Consider the following 16,820-nt stretch of genomic DNA (forward strand, 5'->3'; position numbering starts at 1 on the left):
GGCTTTTTTTTTTATCAGTACAGCAGGGCGTACAGCTGACGACGATACTTCGACGCCAGCGCGTCTCCGGTGCCCAGCGCGGCCAGGATCTCCTGGAACATCTTACGCGCCTGACCGTCTGCGGCGGCTAAATCTTTTTGCAGATGGCTGAAGAGCAGCTCAAGCGCCTCTTCGTTACGCCCCACCTGATGCAGCTGCAGCGCCAGCTGGCTTGCCAGCGCGGCATCGGCCGGGTTGTCAGCAACCTGCTGCTGCAGCTGCTGAATTTCCGGGGTGTCCGCCGCCTGTTTCAGCAGCTCAATCTGCGCGACCAGACCCTGATAGCGGGTGTCCTGATCCTGCAGCGGAACCGTCTTCAGTACGGCTTCAGCGTCTTCTGAACGGTGCAGGGCGATCTGCGTTTCCGCCAGCAGCAGGCCAATCTGGCTGTTCTGATTCGACAGCTGCCATGCGTCTTTGAGCAGCGGCAGCGCCTCGTCGTATTTACCTTCCTGCATCAGCGCCATGCCTTCCTGCGCTTTCAGCTCTTCTTCGCGCGGCAGCACTTTATCCAGCAGGGCGCGGATCGCCTCTTCCGGCTGCGGCCCCTGGAAACCGTCAACGGGCTGGCCGTTCTGGAAGAGATAGACGGTAGGAATGGCGCGCAGACCAAACTGAGACGCCACCATCGGCTCGGCGTCACAGTCCAGCTTAGCGAGGATGAACTGACCGTTGTACTGGGCAGCAAGGCTTTCCAGCACCGGCGTCAGCTGCAGGCAGTGTTGGCTGCGTTCAGACCAGAAGTAGAACAGGACCGGTTTGTTCATCGACTGTTCAAGGGTCTGTTGCAGGTTAGCTTCTGTAATATTGACGATATTCTGTACGGACATGCGGCTTTCTCTTTTGTCGGTTTGTTCTTTACATGGGGATGAGCGTCGTCGCTTCAACTCAACCGTGCAAAATTTTGTCCATCATCCGGCCCGGCAGCAGGCGCTTTAACCAGCCTACGGCGTGGGTGACCAGCGTTACCGGATAGCGCATTTTGGGATGTTCACTCTCAAAAGCATGGCGCACTTTGGCCACCACCGCCTCTGGCCCGAGGGTAAAACGTGCGGCAATGCCGGGGTTTTCGACCGGTTTATCCGCCTGGGTCTGGTTCACGTTTTCGGTAAAGCGGGTGCGGATCGGGCCGGGCTCAATCAGGCTGACCTTGATGCCGCTGTGGCGTAGCTCCATGCGCAGGGCGTCGGACCAGGCCTCCAGCGCATATTTGCTGGCGGCGTAGGCGCCGCGGCCCGGGGTTGAAATCAGCCCCATCACTGACGACGTCATCACGATGCGCCCTTCACCGTGGGGCAGCATCGCGGGGAGCAGACGCATGGTGAGCTGATGCACGCCGAAGAAGTTGGTCGAAAACTGTTTCTCCAGCGTTTCGCGGGAGAGCGTATCCAGCGGGCCATACACGCCGTAGCCGGCATTGTTAAAGAGCCCGTACAGACGATTATCGGTCAGCGCGATCACTTCATCGGCGGCGCGTTCAACGCTCTCCGGCGAGTCCATATCCAGCAGCACGCCGGTAAAGCCTAGCCCGTTCATGCGTTCGACATCGTCGGGTTTGCGACAGGCTGCCAGCACCCGAAACCCCTGGCGCTTCAGTTCGAGCGCGCTTTCCAGGCCGATTCCACTGGAACATCCTGTAATTAAGACCGATTTTTGCATAACTTTACCTGTCAGGATCTCCGCTTAATCAGGAGTCATGTTTAACTAAAGGAGCCAGCCGCGTTGCCATCCAGTCGGCAATAAACGGCTGAGCATCGCGATTGGGGTGGATCCCGTCGTCTTGCATCCACTGGGGTTTGAGATAGACCTCTTCCATGAAAAATGGCAGCAGCGGAATATCAAACTCTTTGGCAAGCTTAGGGTAGATCGCGCTAAAGGCTTCATTATACCGACGACCGTAGTTGGCGGGCAGGCGAATTTGCATCAGCAGCGGCTGGGCGTTTGCCGCTTTGATATCCTGCAAAACGGTGCGCAGCGTTTGCTCGGTTTGCTGAGGCTGGAAACCGCGCAATCCATCGTTACCGCCAAGCTCCACCAGCACCCAGCGCGGCTGATGCTGTTTGAGCAGCGCAGGCAGGCGCGACAGGCCCTGCTGCGAGGTATCACCGCTGATGCTGGCGTTGATTACAGCGGTCTTGCTCTGCCATTTGTCGTTGAGCAGAGCGGGCCAGGCCGCGCTGGCCGCCATGCGATAGCCTGCGCTGAGGCTGTCGCCGAGAACCAGTAACGTGTCCGCTGCCGCCGCGCGGAAGGTCATCAGAATCAAAAACAGGAAGGGCAAATGCCAGCGGAAAACAGTGTTGAAGTTCATCATCTTAAGAAGTCCGTCGGTCAGGGGGAACACGAGCTTTCCATCCTTACCGGAGTTGAACTCGTTGTCAAACGCGCTGAAACCATCGCGCTGATTGGCGAATCCGGCTCCGGCAAGTCCACGCTGCTGGCGATTTTGGCCGGTCTGGACGACGGCAGCAGCGGCGAGGTCCACCTTGTCGGGCAACCGCTGCATCAGCTTGATGAAGAGGCGCGGGCCGCGCTGCGCGCGCGTCACGTTGGTTTTGTCTTTCAGTCCTTTATGCTGATCCCAACCCTGAACGCGCTGGAAAACGTCGAACTCCCGGCGCTGTTGCGCGGTGAAAACAGCCGTGAAAGCCGGGCGCACGCGAAGGCGCTGCTGGAGCAGCTCGGTCTGGGCAAGCGTCTCGACCATCTTCCCGCCCAGCTCTCCGGCGGCGAGCAGCAACGCGTGGCGCTGGCGCGGGCGTTTAACGGTCGTCCCGAAGTCCTGTTTGCCGATGAGCCCACCGGTAACCTTGACCGTAAGACCGGCGACAAAATTGCCGACCTGCTGTTTTCGCTCAACCGCGAGCACGGCACCACGCTGATCCTCGTGACCCACGATCCGCAGCTCGCCGCCCGCTGCGACCGCCGCCTGCGGCTGGTGAACGGTATTCTTCAGGAGGAGGCATGATTACCCGCTGGTTCTGGCGCGAGTGGCGCTCGCCCTCGCTGCTGATTGTCTGGCTGGCGCTAAGCCTGGCGGTGGCCTGCGTGCTGGCGCTCGGAAGCGTCAGCGACCGCATGGAAAAAGGGCTTAGCCAGCAGAGTCGGGAATTTATGGCGGGTGACCGGGCGCTGCAAAGCTCCCGCCCGGTGCCGTCGGGCTGGATTGCAGAGGCGCGCAAAGAAGGGCTGAAGGTGGGAGAGCAGATAAGCTTCCAGACCATGACCTTTGCGGGCGACACGCCGCAGCTCGCCAGCGTTAAAGCCGTCGATGATATCTACCCGATGTACGGCGAGCTGCAGACCAACCCGCCAGGGCTGAAGCCGACGCCCGGTAAGGTGCTGCTGGCATCACGTCTGATGGCGCTTCTGAACCTGAAACCCGGCGATAGCATCGACGTCGGCGACGCCACCCTCAACATTGCCGGGGAGGTGGTGCAGGAGCCCGATTCCGGCTTTAACCCCTTCCAGCTCGCGCCGCGCCTGCTGATGAACACCGCGGATGTCGCGGCAACCCATGCTGTACAGCCCGGCAGCCGCGTCACCTGGCGCTATAAGTTTGGCGGCACGCCTGCCCAGCTTGAGGCGTACGAAAAATGGCTTCTGCCGCAGCTCAAACCAGAGCACCGCTGGTACGGGCTGGAGCAGGACGAAGGGGCGCTGGGTAAATCTCTTGAACGTTCTCAGCAGTTCCTGCTGCTGTCGGCCCTGTTGACCCTGCTGCTGGCGGTGGCGGCGGTTGCCGTGGCGATGGGGCATTACTGCCGCAGCCGTTACGACCTGGTGGCGATCCTCAAAACCCTGGGGGCGGGCAGGGCGCAGCTGCGCAAGCTGATTGTTGGCCAGTGGCTGATGCTGCTGATTCTGTCCGCGCTGACCGGCGGAATAATGGGGCTGCTGTTTGAAAAACTGCTGATGGTGATGCTGAAACCGGTGCTCCCGGCCGCCTTGCCGCCGGCCAGCCTCTGGCCGTGGCTGTGGGCAATCGGCGCGATGACGGTGATTTCGCTGCTGGTGGGGCTACGCCCCTACCGCCTGCTGCTCGCGACGCAGCCGCTGCGCGTGCTTCGCAACGATGTGGTGGCGAACGTCTGGCCGCTGAAGTTCTACCTTCCGGTGATTATTGCCGTGGCGGTGGGGCTGCTGGCGTGGCTGATGGGGGGCAGCACGCTGCTGTGGGCGGTACTGGCCGGGGCGGTTGTGCTGGCGCTGCTGTGCGGCGTGCTGGGCTGGATACTGCTTAACGTCCTGAAGCGGCTCACGGTGAAATCGCTGCCCGTGCGCCTGGCGGTCAACCGCCTGCTGCATCAGCCGTGGTCAACGCTCAGCCAGCTGTCGGCGTTTTCGCTGTCGTTTATGCTGCTGGCGCTGCTGCTGGTGCTGCGCGGCGATCTGCTGGATCGCTGGCAGCAGCAGCTTCCACCGGAAAGCCCGAACTATTTCCTGATCAACATTGCCCCTGAGCAGGTCACGCCGCTGAAGGGCTTCCTGGCGGAGCATCACATCATTCCCGAGTCGTTCTATCCCATCGTTCGCGCGCGTCTGACCCAGATCAACGGTCAGCCAGCGGAGGGGAACAAGGACGAGTCGCTGAACCGCGAGCTGAACCTGACCTGGCAGGAGAAACGCCCTGACCACAACCCGCTTACCGCAGGCACATGGCCGCCGAAAGCGGGGGAAGTGTCGATGGAAGAGGGGCTGGCGACGCGGCTGAACGTGAAGCTGGGGGACAGCGTCACCTTTACCGGTGATACCCAGGATTTTACTGCGAAAGTCACCAGCCTGCGTAAAGTGGACTGGGAAAGCCTGCGGCCAAACTTCTTCTTTATCTTCCCGCCGGGCGCGCTGGACGGACAGCCGCAGAGCTGGCTCACCAGCTTCCGCTGGGAAAACGGCAACGGCATGCTGACCCAGCTTAACCGGGAGTTTCCGACGGTCAGCCTGCTGGATATTGGGGCGATCCTGAAGCAGGTGGGGCAGGTGCTGGAGCAGGTGAGCCGCGCGCTGGAGGTCATGGTGGTGCTGGTGACGATCTGCGGCGTACTGTTGCTGCTGGCCCAGGTGCAGGTGGGCATGCGCCAGCGTCATCAGGAGCTGGTGGTCTACCGGACGCTGGGAGCCGGTAAGCGGCTGCTGCGCAAGACGCTCTGGAGCGAATTTGCGCTGTTGGGGCTGGTGGCGGGTCTGGTTGCGGCCATTGGCGCAGAAACGGCGCTGGCGGTGCTGCAGACAAAGGTCTTCGACTTCCCGTGGGAGCCTGACTGGCGTCTCTGGTTGATCCTGCCTCTCAGCGGCGCGGTGCTGCTTTCTCTTTGCGGAGGCTGGCTCGGCACGCGGCTGTTAAAGGGGAAAGCCCTGTTCCGTCAGTTTGCGAGTTGATTTAGCACGGTGATAGTTGCGCGCCGGGTTTTAATGCCGGCGCGAAGCGTTTAAATAGCACAAAGTGATAATACCATCTCAATTAGTAGCACAAAACATTAAAAACCCGACCCCACGGCCCGATTATTTCCAGTTAATATTCACCCGCTAAATATTTAGCAGCGTGTCTATTAAGGAAAAATAATGACTATAAAAAAATCAGCGCTGGCGGCAACGATCGGCGCGGCAGTGGCATTGACGTCCTTCGCTTCTCAGGCGGAAATCACCGTTCTTAAGCAGGATCCTCAGGCGGGTAACCCGCTGAGCCGCCTGAACTTCACCGTCGGCGGCAGTATTCGTCCTCAGTTCCAGAACATGACCGGCGACGACGGTAAAAACAGCTACAAGCGTAACGGCTTTGACGGCGGCACCCGTTTCCGTTTCGCGGCTGATTACTACCTGTTTGATGACATCAGCTGGATCAGCTACTACGAGCTGGGTGTCAATATTCCTGCGCAGTTTAACTGGGATCACCACTACGCCGACGGCGCACACGACACCACGCGTCGTATGCTCTACACCGGTCTGAAGAGCGACACCTGGGGTACGCTGACCTTCGGTCAACAGAACAGCGTTTACTATGATGTAGTTGGCGCGAAAACCGATATCTGGGACTACGACATGATCGGTCAGGCGCCAGGTAACGGGATCAACGGCGATTACGACGGTTCTTACCGTTCACGCCAGATGCTGAAATATAAGAAAACCGTCGGTGATGCCGACATTTATGCATCCTACCTGTTTGAAGACAGCGAATACCTGCCGGGCAACGGCCTGCGCTACAAGCGTAAAGGCGGCGGTTCACTGGGTCTGGATTACCACCTGACCACCGACCTGACCTGGGGCGCGGCGTGGAACTATACCCGCGCGGACATGCGTAACCCGGACAACGGCGACAGCAAAACCTACGACCAGAACATCCTCGGTACCGCGCTGAGCTGGACGCCGGACAACTGGACCTTCTCCGCAGGCGGCGGCTGGTACCAGAACTTCCTGACCACCAAAAAAGTGTCTGTTAACGACTACTTCGCCGGTGATGCATGGGGTATTGAATACTTTGCGGGCTACAAGTTCCCAATCGGTCAGTACGCGGTTAAATCCATCCAGCCTTACTTCATGGGTGACCGTATTGAATACGTGAACGGCCGTAACTACCAGCGCATCGACAACGGCGTGGGTATCAGCTTCCAGCTGGATTACGGTTTCCGCGTGGATTACGAACACGTGTTCACATCCAGCACCGACAACCTGGGCGATATGAACCTGGTGCGTCTGCGTTACGACTTCTAAGTCGTCTTGTTGGGTGCGGTCTGATGCCCTCACCCTGACCCTCTCCCACGGGGAGAGGGAACAAACCACCCGGCTTTATTTTTCAGCGATCAAGCCACTCAGCAATTTCTTCAAACGTCCCGCGATAGACAATCTTCTCCGCTTTCTTCTCCAGCTGATAGCCGTACATCGGGTCGTAATAGTCCTTCAGCAGCGGCGCAAGCCAGCTGAAGTGCACGTCAGTGCTGCCAGTACGTTGTTGTTCGACAAGCGCGGCGTCCAGTAAGGCGGTGAATTCCGCAAAGCGCTGCAGCCCCAGACGGCGGCGAATGGCGAACAGGCCGTGGTGCAGATACTCGCTGTACTCCTTCCAGCCTGCTTCCTCGCCGTATGCGGCAGAAAAATCCGCCCACATGTGGTCAAAATACTCTTCGCGCAGACGTTCAAGACGAATTTCAAACGGGTCTTCGACAACAACGATAGGGGCTTCAACCATGCGGTCGCGCAGGCACTCCGGCAGGTGGTTGGAGCCAATCATCCGGCCCTCGTCTTCCAGCACCCAGCGCGCGGCGTCTTTTTTCAGGAGCTCAACCGCAAGGTGGTTTTCAAAGCTGGCCTGGGAAAGCTGCGGCGTCAGCGTGCGGCCAAACGACGAACCGCGATGGTGCGCCAGCCCTTCCAGATCGATACCCTGCGCGTGCTGCTTCACCAGCAGGGTTTTACCGTTTCCGGTGCAGCCGCCAATCAGCACCATCGGCTTTTGTGACTGCTCGATGGTCACCTGAATCGCCGTCTGGCGCAGGGCTTTGTAGCCGCCGCGGATAAGCGGGTAGTCGATGCCCGCCTCTTTCAGCCAGGCCTGCGAGATATGCGAACGCTGGCCGCCGCGCGCGCAGCAGAGATAGCCCTCAGGATGGGCAAGGCTTGCTTCCCGCCAGGCGTTGATGCGTGCCTCACGCGTCTCGCCGCTCACCAGCTGATGGCCGAGCGCCAGAGCGGCCTCGGGGCCCTGGCGTTTATAGCAGGTGCCGACGGCAGCGCGCTCGTCGTCGTTCATTAAGGGCAGGTTGACCGCCGCAGGCATCGCGCCCTGGGCAAATTCGATCGGCGCGCGAACGTCGATTAAAGGGGTATCAGACGCGAGGATCGCGCGATAGTCCGTTCCATCGTTCATGGTTATTCCAGAAGAAAACTCAGCAGCAATGGGCGGGAATTGTACGCCGGGGAAGGGGAAGATCAACTCCCCGGCGCAGATGTCTTACTTGAGCTTTGACTGTGCCCAGACAATACCGCTCGCATATTCCGGCGGCAGGAGCGGGATCATCGCTTCCAGGGTAGCACTCAGGCGGCTCGTGTCGCTGTCGTTCAGGTTCAGGTGACCGACCTTACGACCTCCGCGAACCTCTTTGTCATACCAGTGCAGATGCACGAGCGGCAGCTTCAGCCAGTCGTAGTTCAGATCGGTGCCGATCAGGTTGATCATCACCGACGGGCTGTTGACCACCGGCTGCGGCAGCGGCAGGTCGGTAATCGCGCGCAGGTGCAGCTCGAACTGGCTGATGGACGCGCCGTTTTGCGTCCAGTGGCCGCTGTTGTGCACGCGCGGCGCAAGTTCGTTGATCAGCAGACCGGACGGGGTGATAAAGCACTCCATCGCCATGACGCCCACATACCCGAGTTCGTGCATGATGGCAGAGAGCATATCTTCCGCCTGCGCCTGCTGGTCAGCATTGGCGTGCGGGAAGGCGACGCTGGTGCGCAGAATGCCGTCCTGATGCAGGTTATGCGTCAGCGGATAAAAGACGGTATGCCCGTCGTGCCCGCGGGCGCCAACCAGCGACACTTCACCGCTGAAGTTAATGCCCTGCTCAACGATGCACTCGCCGTAGCAATCGTCCGGCAGTTCTGCCGTTTCATCTGCACGCAGGCGCCACTGGCCGCGGCCGTCATAGCCGCCCACGCGGCGCTTCACGATTGCCAGCTCGCCCAGCATCGCGAAAACGTCATTCCACTCGCTTTTATCAGACAGGAGCTGCCAAGGCGCGGTTGGCAGACCGAGCTTGTCGAACAGCTGCTTTTGCGTCAGACGGTCGGCAATGATCGGGAACACGTCGCGGTTAACGAAGGCGTTATGACGCGCCAGCTCGCGGGTCAGAGCCGTTTCCGGCCAGCGTTCGATCTCGGCGGTGATCACGCTCTGGTGGAACGGTACGGCTTCAGGTTCAGCATCCAGCCCGACGGGCCAGACGGCAATACCCAGCGGCTCACCGGCCTGACGCAGCATGCGGCCTAGCTGGCCGTTACCGAGGACGCAAACCTGCTTCATGCCGCACCCCGCGGGTCCGGATTGTCCAGCACCTCGTCGGTCTGGGCTTTACGCCACTCCGCCAGACGCTGGTGTAATGCTTTATCGTGCGTCGCAAGAATTTGCGCCGCCAGCAGGGCGGCATTGGCAGCACCCGCTTTACCAATCGCCAGCGTGCCGACAGGAATACCGCGCGGCATCTGGACGATGGAGTAGAGGCTATCCACACCGCTTAACGCGGCGCTTTGGACCGGAACGCCCAGTACCGGCACCAGGGTTTTGGCGGCAATCATGCCCGGCAGGTGTGCTGCGCCGCCCGCACCGGCGATGATCACCTCATAACCGTTCTCTTCGGCGCTTTCGGCGAAGCTGAACAGTTTGTCCGGTGTACGGTGCGCGGAGACCACTTCAACGTGGTGCGGAACATTCAGGATTTCAAAGATTTCGGCGGCGAACTGCATGGTAGCCCAGTCGCTTTTGGACCCCATCACGATGGCGACACGCGCCGGATTATTGCGGGAAGACATGCGTCTTAAAACTCCTGTGGTGCGAAACACACTGCTTTCGAGGGCACAGAGAATAGCATGTTATACGGTCAAGGAAAACGGTTGCGCGGTTAAATCTTGAGCCGTTGTTGCCATCAATTCATAACAAAACAGACCGCATTCTGGCGGTCTGCTTTTGCCGATGGGCAATCATTATTTCGTCAGTTCTGCGGTCATATACACGCGGTTGTCGACCTTCGCGCTGGTGATTTTGTAAGACGCGCCCTGTTCAGCAGCCTGCGCGGCAATTTTCGCTTCTGCGCGGTCAAGGGTAGAGGCGGTTGCGCTCACGCTTTGAGCGAAAGAACCGAAAGAAACCAGAGAAAGAGCGGCAACTGCAACGAAAGTTTTGATGGATTTCATGGTCGTATTCCTTAAGTATTTTATCTGGGATAGGGCGTGTTGCCCTGATGTGATAAATAATAGGCCGACCACAGGCTGATTAAAATCGAAACAATTTGCCGATATTGTTCAAAAAAATAGAATGATAGTGCGAGGGGTTAAAACGGAAACGCGATCAGCTCCACGCCCTCTGGCGTGACTTTGACCATGGAGCCTTCGGTGTGCCAGGCACCTAATACCACGCGATGGGCCGGTTCGCCGTTGGCGAGAAGGGAATGGACGTCAGGACGATGGGTGTGACCGTGGATCAACCACTGAACGCCATGCTTTTCCATCACGCTCACCACGGCCTGCGGGTTCACGTCCATGATGGTCATGGATTTGCTGCTGTTGGCGGCTTTACTGTCCGCGCGCATTCTGGCGGCGATGCGGTTGCGGATAAACAGCGGTAGCGCAAGGAACACCTTCTGGATCCACGGGGTGTGGACTTTGGCGCGAAACGCCAGGTAGCCGGTATCGTCGGTGCAGAGCGTGTCGCCGTGCATGATCAGAACCTTGCGGCCATAGAGGTCGAGCACCTGCTCTTCCGGGAGCAGCGTCATGCCGCTTTCGCGGGCGTAGCGCTTGCCGATCAGGAAATCACGGTTGCCGTGAATGAAGTAGCAGGGGACGCCGGAATCTACCAGCGCGTGAATGGCGGCGGCCATTTCACGGTGCAGCGGATTAGGGTCGTCGTCGCCAATCCAGGCTTCAAAGAGGTCGCCCAGGATGTACAGCGCATCGGCGCTTTTCGCTTCACCGCGTAAAAAACGCAGAAAACCGGCGGTAATCGCCGGTTCTTCTGTTTGCAGATGCAGATCCGCAATAAAGAGTGTCGCCACGAATTACTCGCTGACGGTCACGCTTGTAATCACAACGTCTTCTTTTGGAACGTCCTGGTGCATACCGCTGCGGCCAGTAGAGACGGCTTTGATCTTGTCAACCACGTCCATACCTTCAACCACTTCTGCGAATACGCAGTAGCCCCAACCCTGCAGGCTTTCGCCGGAGAAGTTCAGGAAGTCGTTGTCAGCCACGTTGATGAAGAACTGTGCGGTGGCAGAGTGCGGAGCCTGAGTACGGGCCATTGCCAGCGTACCGCGGGTGTTTTTCAGACCGTTGTTCGCTTCGTTTTTGATCGCTTCTTTGGTCTCTTTCTGGTTCATGCCAGGTTCGAAACCGCCGCCCTGGATCATAAAGCCGTTGATCACGCGGTGGAAAATGGTGTTGTTGTAGAAACCTTCGCGGCAGTAGTCCAGGAAGTTTTTAACTGTTTCAGGCGCTTTGTCATCAAAGGTTTTGATTACGATATCGCCATGATTAGTGTGGAAAGTAACCATTTTTGCATCCTGTTCCGTTATTGTGGTACGTCGACCCGCCTTCGGGTCATCTATAGGGGCTTGTTATAGCATAACCACAGGATGCGATCACCTTGCATTGTGTGCTGCTTCGGGTTTGAATTACGGGTAGAATAGCCGGTTTTCAACCACACACGTGTTTACATGGAATCTTCGATGTTAAAAATCTTTAATACAATGACGCGCCAGAAAGAGGAATTTAAACCTATCCATGCCGGGGAAGTCGGCATGTACGTGTGTGGTATTACGGTTTACGATCTCTGTCATATTGGCCATGGCCGTACCTTTGTCGCCTTCGACGTGGTGTCACGCTACCTGCGTTTTCTGGGCTACACCCTGAAATACGTGCGTAATATCACCGACATCGACGACAAAATCATCAAGCGCGCTAATGAAAACGGCGAAAGCTTCGTTGCGCTGGTCGATCGCATGATCGTCGAAATGCACAAAGACTTCGACGCCCTGAATATTCAGCGCCCGGACAGCGAGCCGCGCGCGACCCACCATATTCACGAAATCATCGAGATCACCGAAAAGCTGATCGCCCGCGGTCATGCCTACGTTGCGGACAACGGCGACGTGATGTTCTCCGTACCGACGGATCCAACCTACGGTTCGCTTTCCCGTCAGGATCTGGACCAGCTGCAGGCGGGCGCACGCGTTGACGTGGTTGACGTGAAGCGTAACCCGATGGACTTTGTGCTGTGGAAAATGTCCAAAGAGGGTGAGCCAAGCTGGCCATCCCCGTGGGGCGAAGGTCGTCCGGGCTGGCACATTGAATGTTCCGCGATGAACTGCAAGCAGCTGGGCAAGCACTTCGATATTCACGGCGGCGGTTCAGACCTGATGTTCCCGCACCACGAAAACGAAATCGCGCAGTCCACCTGTGCCCACGGCGGCGAGTATGTGAACTACTGGATGCACTCCGGGATGGTCATGGTTGACCGCGAGAAGATGTCTAAATCGCTGGGTAACTTCTTCACCGTGCGTGACGTGCTGAAGTATTACGATGCGGAAACCGTGCGCTACTTCCTGATGTCCGGCCACTATCGCAGCCAGCTGAACTATAGCGAAGAGAACCTGAAACAGGCGCGCTCTGCGCTGGAGCGCCTGTATACCGCCCTGCGTGGTACCGACAGGTCCGTTCCTGCAGCCGGCGGCGAAGCGTTCGAAGCCCGCTTTGTTGAGGTGATGAACGACGACTTCAACACCCCGGAAGCGTACTCCGTGCTGTTCGACATGGCGCGCGAAGTGAACCGCCTGAAGTCAGAAGATATGGCTGCGGCGAATGCCCTGGCGTCCCATCTGCGTAAGCTCTCCTCCGTGCTCGGCCTGCTGGAGCAGGATCCGGACGTGTTCCTGCAGAGCGGTGCGCAGGCGGACGACGGTGAAGTGGCGGAGATTGAAGCGTTGATCAAAGCGCGTCTGGAAGCGCGTCAGGCAAAAGACTGGGCGGCGGCAGATACGGCGCGTAATCGTCTGACCGAGATGGGCATCATTCTGGAAGATGGCCCGCAGGGCACCACCTGGCGCCGTAAGTAAGTCTGGTGCGCGCTGATGCCCTCACCCCAGCCCTCTCCCACAGGGAGAGGGTGTAAACACTAAAACGGCAACTGAGTTGCCGTTTTGCTTTTATCTCCGCCTCCACCACAGCAACCCCATCAGCACGACTCCCGGCAGCCACACCCACAGCAGCTCTGAGATAATCACCTGATGCCCGTACGGCGTGGTGTAGCGCGACAGCGCAAACGGCGCGACCTTAATCACCTGCCACGGCGCGAAGAAGCGTTCATCTGACCACGGCCACAGCCAGCCGACGCCTTTCCCGCCCGTGGTAATCGAATCCAGCAGGCTGTGCGACAGCAATGACACGGTTAAAAACAGCCAGCACCGCGTCAGGCTGGCCCGGAACCATCGTCGTCCAGTCAGCACGCAAAGTATCGGCACCACAAAGGCGAACAGCAGGGAGTGGGTAAAGCCGCGATGGCCGAAAACATTGCCGTACGCGACGCCGAACTTGAACGCCAGCACGTCGGCATCCGGCAGCATGGCGAGGACAATCCCGGCAAACAGCAGGCGGGGAGGAATCACTTTGGTTCCGAGGCCTAAGCCCAGACAAAGCGGAACAGCAGCGTGTGTAATAACGGTAGGCATTGCGATTATCCATGGCAAATCACGGAAATATAGCAGCAATCCCGCGCCGGCAGACCCGCGTCAAATTCTTATTTTTACGCCGACTCGCGCGCGATTAGCTGCCCGGAAAGCGTAATGCGCTGGGTTTGCAGCGTCGGCTCCTTCAGCGTGCGAATAATCAGCCCGGCAGCCTGACGCCCGGTCTCTTCGCTGGCGGATGAGACGTAGGTAAAGGACGGTGAGGTGAGGTTAACGTGGAGCATATCTTCGAAACCGACCAGCGCGACCTGCTGCGTCAGAAACACATCTTTACCCACCGTTCGTCCGACCTGATGAATACCGGAGATGGAGCCGATCATCGCATCCGGAGAGTGGCAGAGCAGGGCGGTGATGGTGTTGTTTTTTTCCAGCAACTGGCGGGTGGCGAAACCCGCTGCCAGGGTGTCATCGCTGCAGGCCGGAGAGTATTCATCTCGCCAGACCAGCCCGTTCTGCGTCATCGCGCTGCGAAAACCGAGCAGGCGCTGCTCGCGGATAAGGCAGCCTTCACGCCCGCCAATGTAGGCGATATTGCGATGGCCGCGCTCGATAAGATAACGCACCGCCAGGTTTGCCGCCTGGCGGTTATCGCGCATCACCAGATTGCATTTTTCATCCAGCAGCGACTGAGAGACCACCACCAGCGGCAGCGGGCAGCGGCGAATCTGCTCCGGCAGGGTGGAGGTACGGGTATCCGAGGCCAGATAGATCACCCCGGCGACGCCCTGCTGCTTAAACGACAGCAGGCAGCGCTCAAGATGGTCATGGTCGTTCTGGGGCTGGCCGAGAAACACCATATATCCCTGTTTCTCAAGATCCTGGACGATGCTCGCCATCACCTTGATGGAGAAACTGTCGCTAAAGTCACGGAGGATCAGGCCAATCAGATTGGACGTATTGGCGCGGAGGTTGGCAGCGGCGACATTATGAACATAGCCCAGCGCATTGATGGCGGCGTTGACCTTCTCGATCGTTGCCTCTGAGATTTTCCCTTTCTGGCGCAAAACCAGCGAGACGGTTGAGACCGACACGCCCGCGTGCTTTGCGACATCAATAATGCTGACTTTCTTCAAAACCGCTCCCTGAAATTCACCGATTATCAGTCAGATACGACAATGCGTCTCCCAGACTACAGGAGACGCGTCGTTCAGGCATCTTATTATTTGCCGATCATAGTGGACATGGTCTGGGCGATAAACTGTGCTCTCGCACCGAAAATCACCTGAATACCGTTGTCGCCGACGAAGACCACGCCGCGCGCGCCGAGTCCGTTCAGGCCGTCCTTATCGACCACCTCGCTTTTTGCCACTTCCAGGCGAAGGCGGGTGATACAGGCGCCGACGGAGTCGATGTTGTGCGCCCCGCCCAGCAGGGTGATGATCTCGGTCGCGAGTTCTGAATCAGACTTATCATCCGCGTTGGCGGTCACTTCAGTGCGGCCCGGCGTTTTCACGTCGAAACGACGGATCACAAAGCGGAACGTGAAGTAATAAATCAGGCCCATTGGAATGCCGATGATAATGGCATTAAGGAAGTTGGTCTGGTAACCGTTAAATGACGGCAGGATCCCGAATGACAGATAGTCTATAAAGCCCGCGGAGAACGACTTGGCGATATGCGCATGCAGCAGGTACATGGTCATGTAGGCCAGACCCGCCATGATGGCGTTAAAGACGTACAGGATCGGCGCCACGAAGATAAAGGTAAACTCGACCGGTTCGGTGATCCCCGTCAGGAAGCAGGTCAGCGCCGCAGAGAACAGAATACCGGCCGCGATTTTCTTATTCTTCGTATGGGCTTCGTGATACATCGCCAGGCACGCTGCGGGCAGCGCGAACAGCATCAGCGGGAATTCGCCCTGCATGAATTTACCGGCATTCTGGTAGGTGTCGCTGCTGAAGGACTTCACCCCTTCTTCCAGCATCTTGAACCAGATGGTCTGGTCGCCGTGGATCACCTGTCCCGCCTGGGTGGTGTAATCCCCGAACGAATACCAGAACGACGGATACCAGATGTGGTGCAGGCCGAGCGGGATCAGCGCGCGCTCTACCAGACCGAAGATAAAGGTCGACGCCGCCTGATTATCGCCGTTAACCACGACGGAGAGCGCGTCGATACCGGCCTGGATATGCTGCCACACGTACGGCAGCAGCAGCCCCATCAGGAACGACAGAAACGCCGTTGCAATGGCCACGAAGCGCTTGCCGGAGAAGAAGCCCAGGAATTCTGGCAGCTGCATGGTGTGGAAGCGGTTATAGCACCAGGCCGCGAGAATACCGCAGATCAGGCCGCCGAAGACGCCCATCTGCAGCGTCGGAATACCCACTACCATGGCGTACTTCCCGCCCTGGGAGGCCATTTCCGGCGTGATGCTCAGCACGGTGCTGATGGTGATATTGGTGACAAACACCGACACCGCCGCAGACAGCGCCGCGATGCCGGATTCTGACGCCAGACCCACGGCGGAGCCAATGGCAAACAGCATCGGCAGGTTATCAAAGATCACCCCGCCCGCGTTCATCATCAGCGGCAGATGGAACTTATCGCCGAAGGCCAGCAGCAGGCCCGCAGCGGGAAGCAGTGAAATTGGCAGCATTAAGGCGCGACCAATCATCGATAACTTAGACAGCGATTTAACAAACCCTGATATCAGACTCATGCTGATTTCCCCCGAGTAGCGCTTTTTTGGCGCTGTTATTGTAAGTAGAACGTTTTAGTAGAACGTTCTACTTATCGTGGGCAAAGAGTGAAAAACGCGCAACAGAATTTTCATGTTTCAACAGATGAAATAGTGATTATTTGAAGTTGATCGATAAATAACCGCGATGGGTGTGAGGAGATGCTGAAAGAAATTGCCGGGTGGCGGCTTCGCCTTGCCCGGCCTGCAAACGGCGTTCGGACTGTACAGCGCCGGGGTGAGGGCATCAGCGCGCACGTTTTCTCCACCACAGCACTCCCATCAGCACCACACCCACAGCAGTTCTGACACGATCCGTGGAGGAATGACTTTCAGTCCCAGACCCAGGCAAATGGCACGGCAACATGTGTAATAACCGTAGTCCTACATCCGCTATCCATGTAAAACAGATAATCACACCCATCGTCTTTGAATATGCAGGTGGGCTTCCTTCACTCGCCCGAATTAATTACCTAAGTAAGTTCATCGGGACTTGTTCAGTTGCCGCCTTCCTGTAACTCGAATTATTTAGTTTATGAATTATTAATAGTATTACATGAAGTCATAATATTATCTTTAGGATTGTGAAGACACCGCCATTATTTCATGAGGAGCTCTACTTTTTGCAGATAGATTTTGAATCGTCTAATTTTGGA

Annotated in this window: 16 protein-coding genes; 4 read left to right on the forward strand and 12 right to left on the reverse strand. The window is 57.9% G+C overall.

The genetic code is table 11. The features are described 5' to 3' along the window. Nucleotides 1-14 precede the first annotated feature (14 nt). From F0320_RS04910 to tesA, 3 genes are read right to left on the reverse strand one after another with little or no spacing between them, the layout of a single operon-like run. Nucleotides 15-869, reverse strand: a complete 855-nt coding sequence (locus F0320_RS04910) for a co-chaperone YbbN (RefSeq protein WP_126329078.1) — start codon at nucleotides 867-869, stop codon at nucleotides 15-17. Between the two features lie 58 nt (nucleotides 870-927). Further along, a complete protein-coding gene (locus F0320_RS04915) occupies nucleotides 928-1,698 on the reverse strand; it encodes an SDR family oxidoreductase (RefSeq protein ID WP_014882827.1) in 771 nt (256 codons plus the stop codon). A gap of 28 nt (nucleotides 1,699-1,726) precedes the next feature. Continuing rightward, complete coding sequence (gene tesA / locus F0320_RS04920; RefSeq protein WP_185807251.1) at nucleotides 1,727-2,350, reverse strand: multifunctional acyl-CoA thioesterase I/protease I/lysophospholipase L1; 624 nt, start codon at nucleotides 2,348-2,350, stop codon at nucleotides 1,727-1,729. Between tesA and ybbA the strand changes: the two genes are divergently transcribed. The 3 genes from ybbA to F0320_RS04935 all read left to right on the forward strand — a co-directional run bounded on the left by ybbA (nucleotide 2,321) and on the right by F0320_RS04935 (nucleotide 6,747). Further along, nucleotides 2,321-3,007, forward strand: coding sequence for a putative ABC transporter ATP-binding protein YbbA (gene ybbA, locus F0320_RS04925; RefSeq protein ID WP_047650473.1), 687 nt, complete (start codon nucleotides 2,321-2,323; stop codon nucleotides 3,005-3,007). The two genes, tesA and ybbA, sit on opposite strands and share 30 nt — an antisense overlap. Further along, nucleotides 3,004-5,418, forward strand: a complete 2,415-nt coding sequence (ybbP, locus tag F0320_RS04930; protein WP_126329076.1) for a putative ABC transporter permease subunit YbbP — start codon at nucleotides 3,004-3,006, stop codon at nucleotides 5,416-5,418. The genes ybbA and ybbP overlap by 4 nt, the downstream gene beginning before the upstream one ends. A gap of 183 nt (nucleotides 5,419-5,601) precedes the next feature. Next, nucleotides 5,602-6,747 carry a porin gene (locus F0320_RS04935; protein ID WP_047650475.1) on the forward strand — a complete coding sequence of 382 codons (1,146 nt, stop codon included), beginning with the start codon at nucleotides 5,602-5,604 and terminating at the stop codon, nucleotides 6,745-6,747. An 82-nt stretch (nucleotides 6,748-6,829) separates the two neighbouring features. On the opposite strand, the gene mnmH is transcribed toward F0320_RS04935, so the two are convergent. The 6 genes from mnmH to ppiB all read right to left on the reverse strand — a co-directional run bounded on the left by mnmH (nucleotide 6,830) and on the right by ppiB (nucleotide 11,297). Further along, entirely contained in the window at nucleotides 6,830-7,900 is a 1,071-nt protein-coding gene (mnmH, locus tag F0320_RS04940) for a tRNA 2-selenouridine(34) synthase MnmH (RefSeq protein ID WP_047650476.1), read from the reverse strand. An 84-nt stretch (nucleotides 7,901-7,984) separates the two neighbouring features. Then, entirely contained in the window at nucleotides 7,985-9,052 is a 1,068-nt protein-coding gene (gene purK, locus F0320_RS04945) for a 5-(carboxyamino)imidazole ribonucleotide synthase (RefSeq protein WP_047650477.1), read from the reverse strand. After that, nucleotides 9,049-9,558, reverse strand: a complete 510-nt coding sequence (gene purE / locus F0320_RS04950) for a 5-(carboxyamino)imidazole ribonucleotide mutase (RefSeq protein WP_014882834.1) — start codon at nucleotides 9,556-9,558, stop codon at nucleotides 9,049-9,051. Before purE ends, purK begins: the two co-directional genes overlap by 4 nt. Nucleotides 9,559-9,729: 171 nt before the next feature. Beyond that, nucleotides 9,730-9,939, reverse strand: coding sequence for a YdgH/BhsA/McbA-like domain containing protein (locus F0320_RS04955; protein WP_008499325.1), 210 nt, complete (start codon nucleotides 9,937-9,939; stop codon nucleotides 9,730-9,732). 137 nt (nucleotides 9,940-10,076) lie between these two features. Next, nucleotides 10,077-10,799: a UDP-2,3-diacylglucosamine diphosphatase gene (lpxH, locus tag F0320_RS04960; protein ID WP_047650478.1), complete on the reverse strand. Its 723-nt coding sequence runs from the start codon at nucleotides 10,797-10,799 to the stop codon at nucleotides 10,077-10,079. 3 nt (nucleotides 10,800-10,802) lie between these two features. Continuing rightward, a complete protein-coding gene (gene ppiB / locus F0320_RS04965) occupies nucleotides 10,803-11,297 on the reverse strand; it encodes a peptidylprolyl isomerase B (protein WP_010428247.1) in 495 nt (164 codons plus the stop codon). A gap of 174 nt (nucleotides 11,298-11,471) precedes the next feature. Here ppiB and cysS point away from each other — a divergent pair, with 174 nt between their 5' ends. Beyond that, nucleotides 11,472-12,857 carry a cysteine--tRNA ligase gene (gene cysS / locus F0320_RS04970; RefSeq protein WP_047650479.1) on the forward strand — a complete coding sequence of 462 codons (1,386 nt, stop codon included), beginning with the start codon at nucleotides 11,472-11,474 and terminating at the stop codon, nucleotides 12,855-12,857. Nucleotides 12,858-12,947: 90 nt separating this feature from the next. On the opposite strand, the gene F0320_RS04975 is transcribed toward cysS, so the two are convergent. From F0320_RS04975 to F0320_RS04985, 3 genes are all read right to left on the reverse strand, one after another. Next, nucleotides 12,948-13,469, reverse strand: a complete 522-nt coding sequence (locus tag F0320_RS04975; RefSeq protein ID WP_047650480.1) for a metal-dependent hydrolase — start codon at nucleotides 13,467-13,469, stop codon at nucleotides 12,948-12,950. A 74-nt stretch (nucleotides 13,470-13,543) separates the two neighbouring features. Further along, nucleotides 13,544-14,560: a Mal regulon transcriptional regulator MalI gene (malI, locus tag F0320_RS04980; RefSeq protein WP_047650481.1), complete on the reverse strand. Its 1,017-nt coding sequence runs from the start codon at nucleotides 14,558-14,560 to the stop codon at nucleotides 13,544-13,546. A gap of 86 nt (nucleotides 14,561-14,646) precedes the next feature. Beyond that, a complete protein-coding gene (locus F0320_RS04985) occupies nucleotides 14,647-16,146 on the reverse strand; it encodes a PTS transporter subunit EIIC (protein WP_047650482.1) in 1,500 nt (499 codons plus the stop codon). Nucleotides 16,147-16,820: the final 674 nt, after the last annotated feature.

The organism is Enterobacter dykesii (assembly GCF_008364625.2).
Taxonomy (GTDB): Bacteria; Pseudomonadota; Gammaproteobacteria; order Enterobacterales; family Enterobacteriaceae; genus Enterobacter; species Enterobacter dykesii.

What these genes read in the sequence shown, in the direction of transcription:
- F0320_RS04935 (WP_047650475.1), top strand. Translation starts at nt 5,602, where the DNA reads ATGACTATAAAAAAATCAGCGCTGGCGGCAACGATCGGCGCGGCAGTG.
- ppiB (WP_010428247.1), bottom strand. Translation starts at nt 11,297, where the DNA reads ATGGTTACTTTCCACACTAATCATGGCGATATCGTAATCAAAACCTTT.
- F0320_RS04955 (WP_008499325.1), bottom strand. Translation starts at nt 9,939, where the DNA reads ATGAAATCCATCAAAACTTTCGTTGCAGTTGCCGCTCTTTCTCTGGTT.
- tesA (WP_185807251.1), bottom strand. Translation starts at nt 2,350, where the DNA reads ATGAACTTCAACACTGTTTTCCGCTGGCATTTGCCCTTCCTGTTTTTG.
- F0320_RS04975 (WP_047650480.1), bottom strand. Translation starts at nt 13,469, where the DNA reads ATGCCTACCGTTATTACACACGCTGCTGTTCCGCTTTGTCTGGGCTTA.
- F0320_RS04910 (WP_126329078.1), bottom strand. Translation starts at nt 869, where the DNA reads ATGTCCGTACAGAATATCGTCAATATTACAGAAGCTAACCTGCAACAG.
- ybbP (WP_126329076.1), top strand. Translation starts at nt 3,004, where the DNA reads ATGATTACCCGCTGGTTCTGGCGCGAGTGGCGCTCGCCCTCGCTGCTG.
- F0320_RS04915 (WP_014882827.1), bottom strand. Translation starts at nt 1,698, where the DNA reads ATGCAAAAATCGGTCTTAATTACAGGATGTTCCAGTGGAATCGGCCTG.
- purK (WP_047650477.1), bottom strand. Translation starts at nt 9,052, where the DNA reads ATGAAGCAGGTTTGCGTCCTCGGTAACGGCCAGCTAGGCCGCATGCTG.
- ybbA (WP_047650473.1), top strand. Translation starts at nt 2,321, where the DNA reads ATGCCAGCGGAAAACAGTGTTGAAGTTCATCATCTTAAGAAGTCCGTC.
- purE (WP_014882834.1), bottom strand. Translation starts at nt 9,558, where the DNA reads ATGTCTTCCCGCAATAATCCGGCGCGTGTCGCCATCGTGATGGGGTCC.
- cysS (WP_047650479.1), top strand. Translation starts at nt 11,472, where the DNA reads ATGTTAAAAATCTTTAATACAATGACGCGCCAGAAAGAGGAATTTAAA.
- F0320_RS04985 (WP_047650482.1), bottom strand. Translation starts at nt 16,146, where the DNA reads ATGAGTCTGATATCAGGGTTTGTTAAATCGCTGTCTAAGTTATCGATG.
- mnmH (WP_047650476.1), bottom strand. Translation starts at nt 7,900, where the DNA reads ATGAACGATGGAACGGACTATCGCGCGATCCTCGCGTCTGATACCCCT.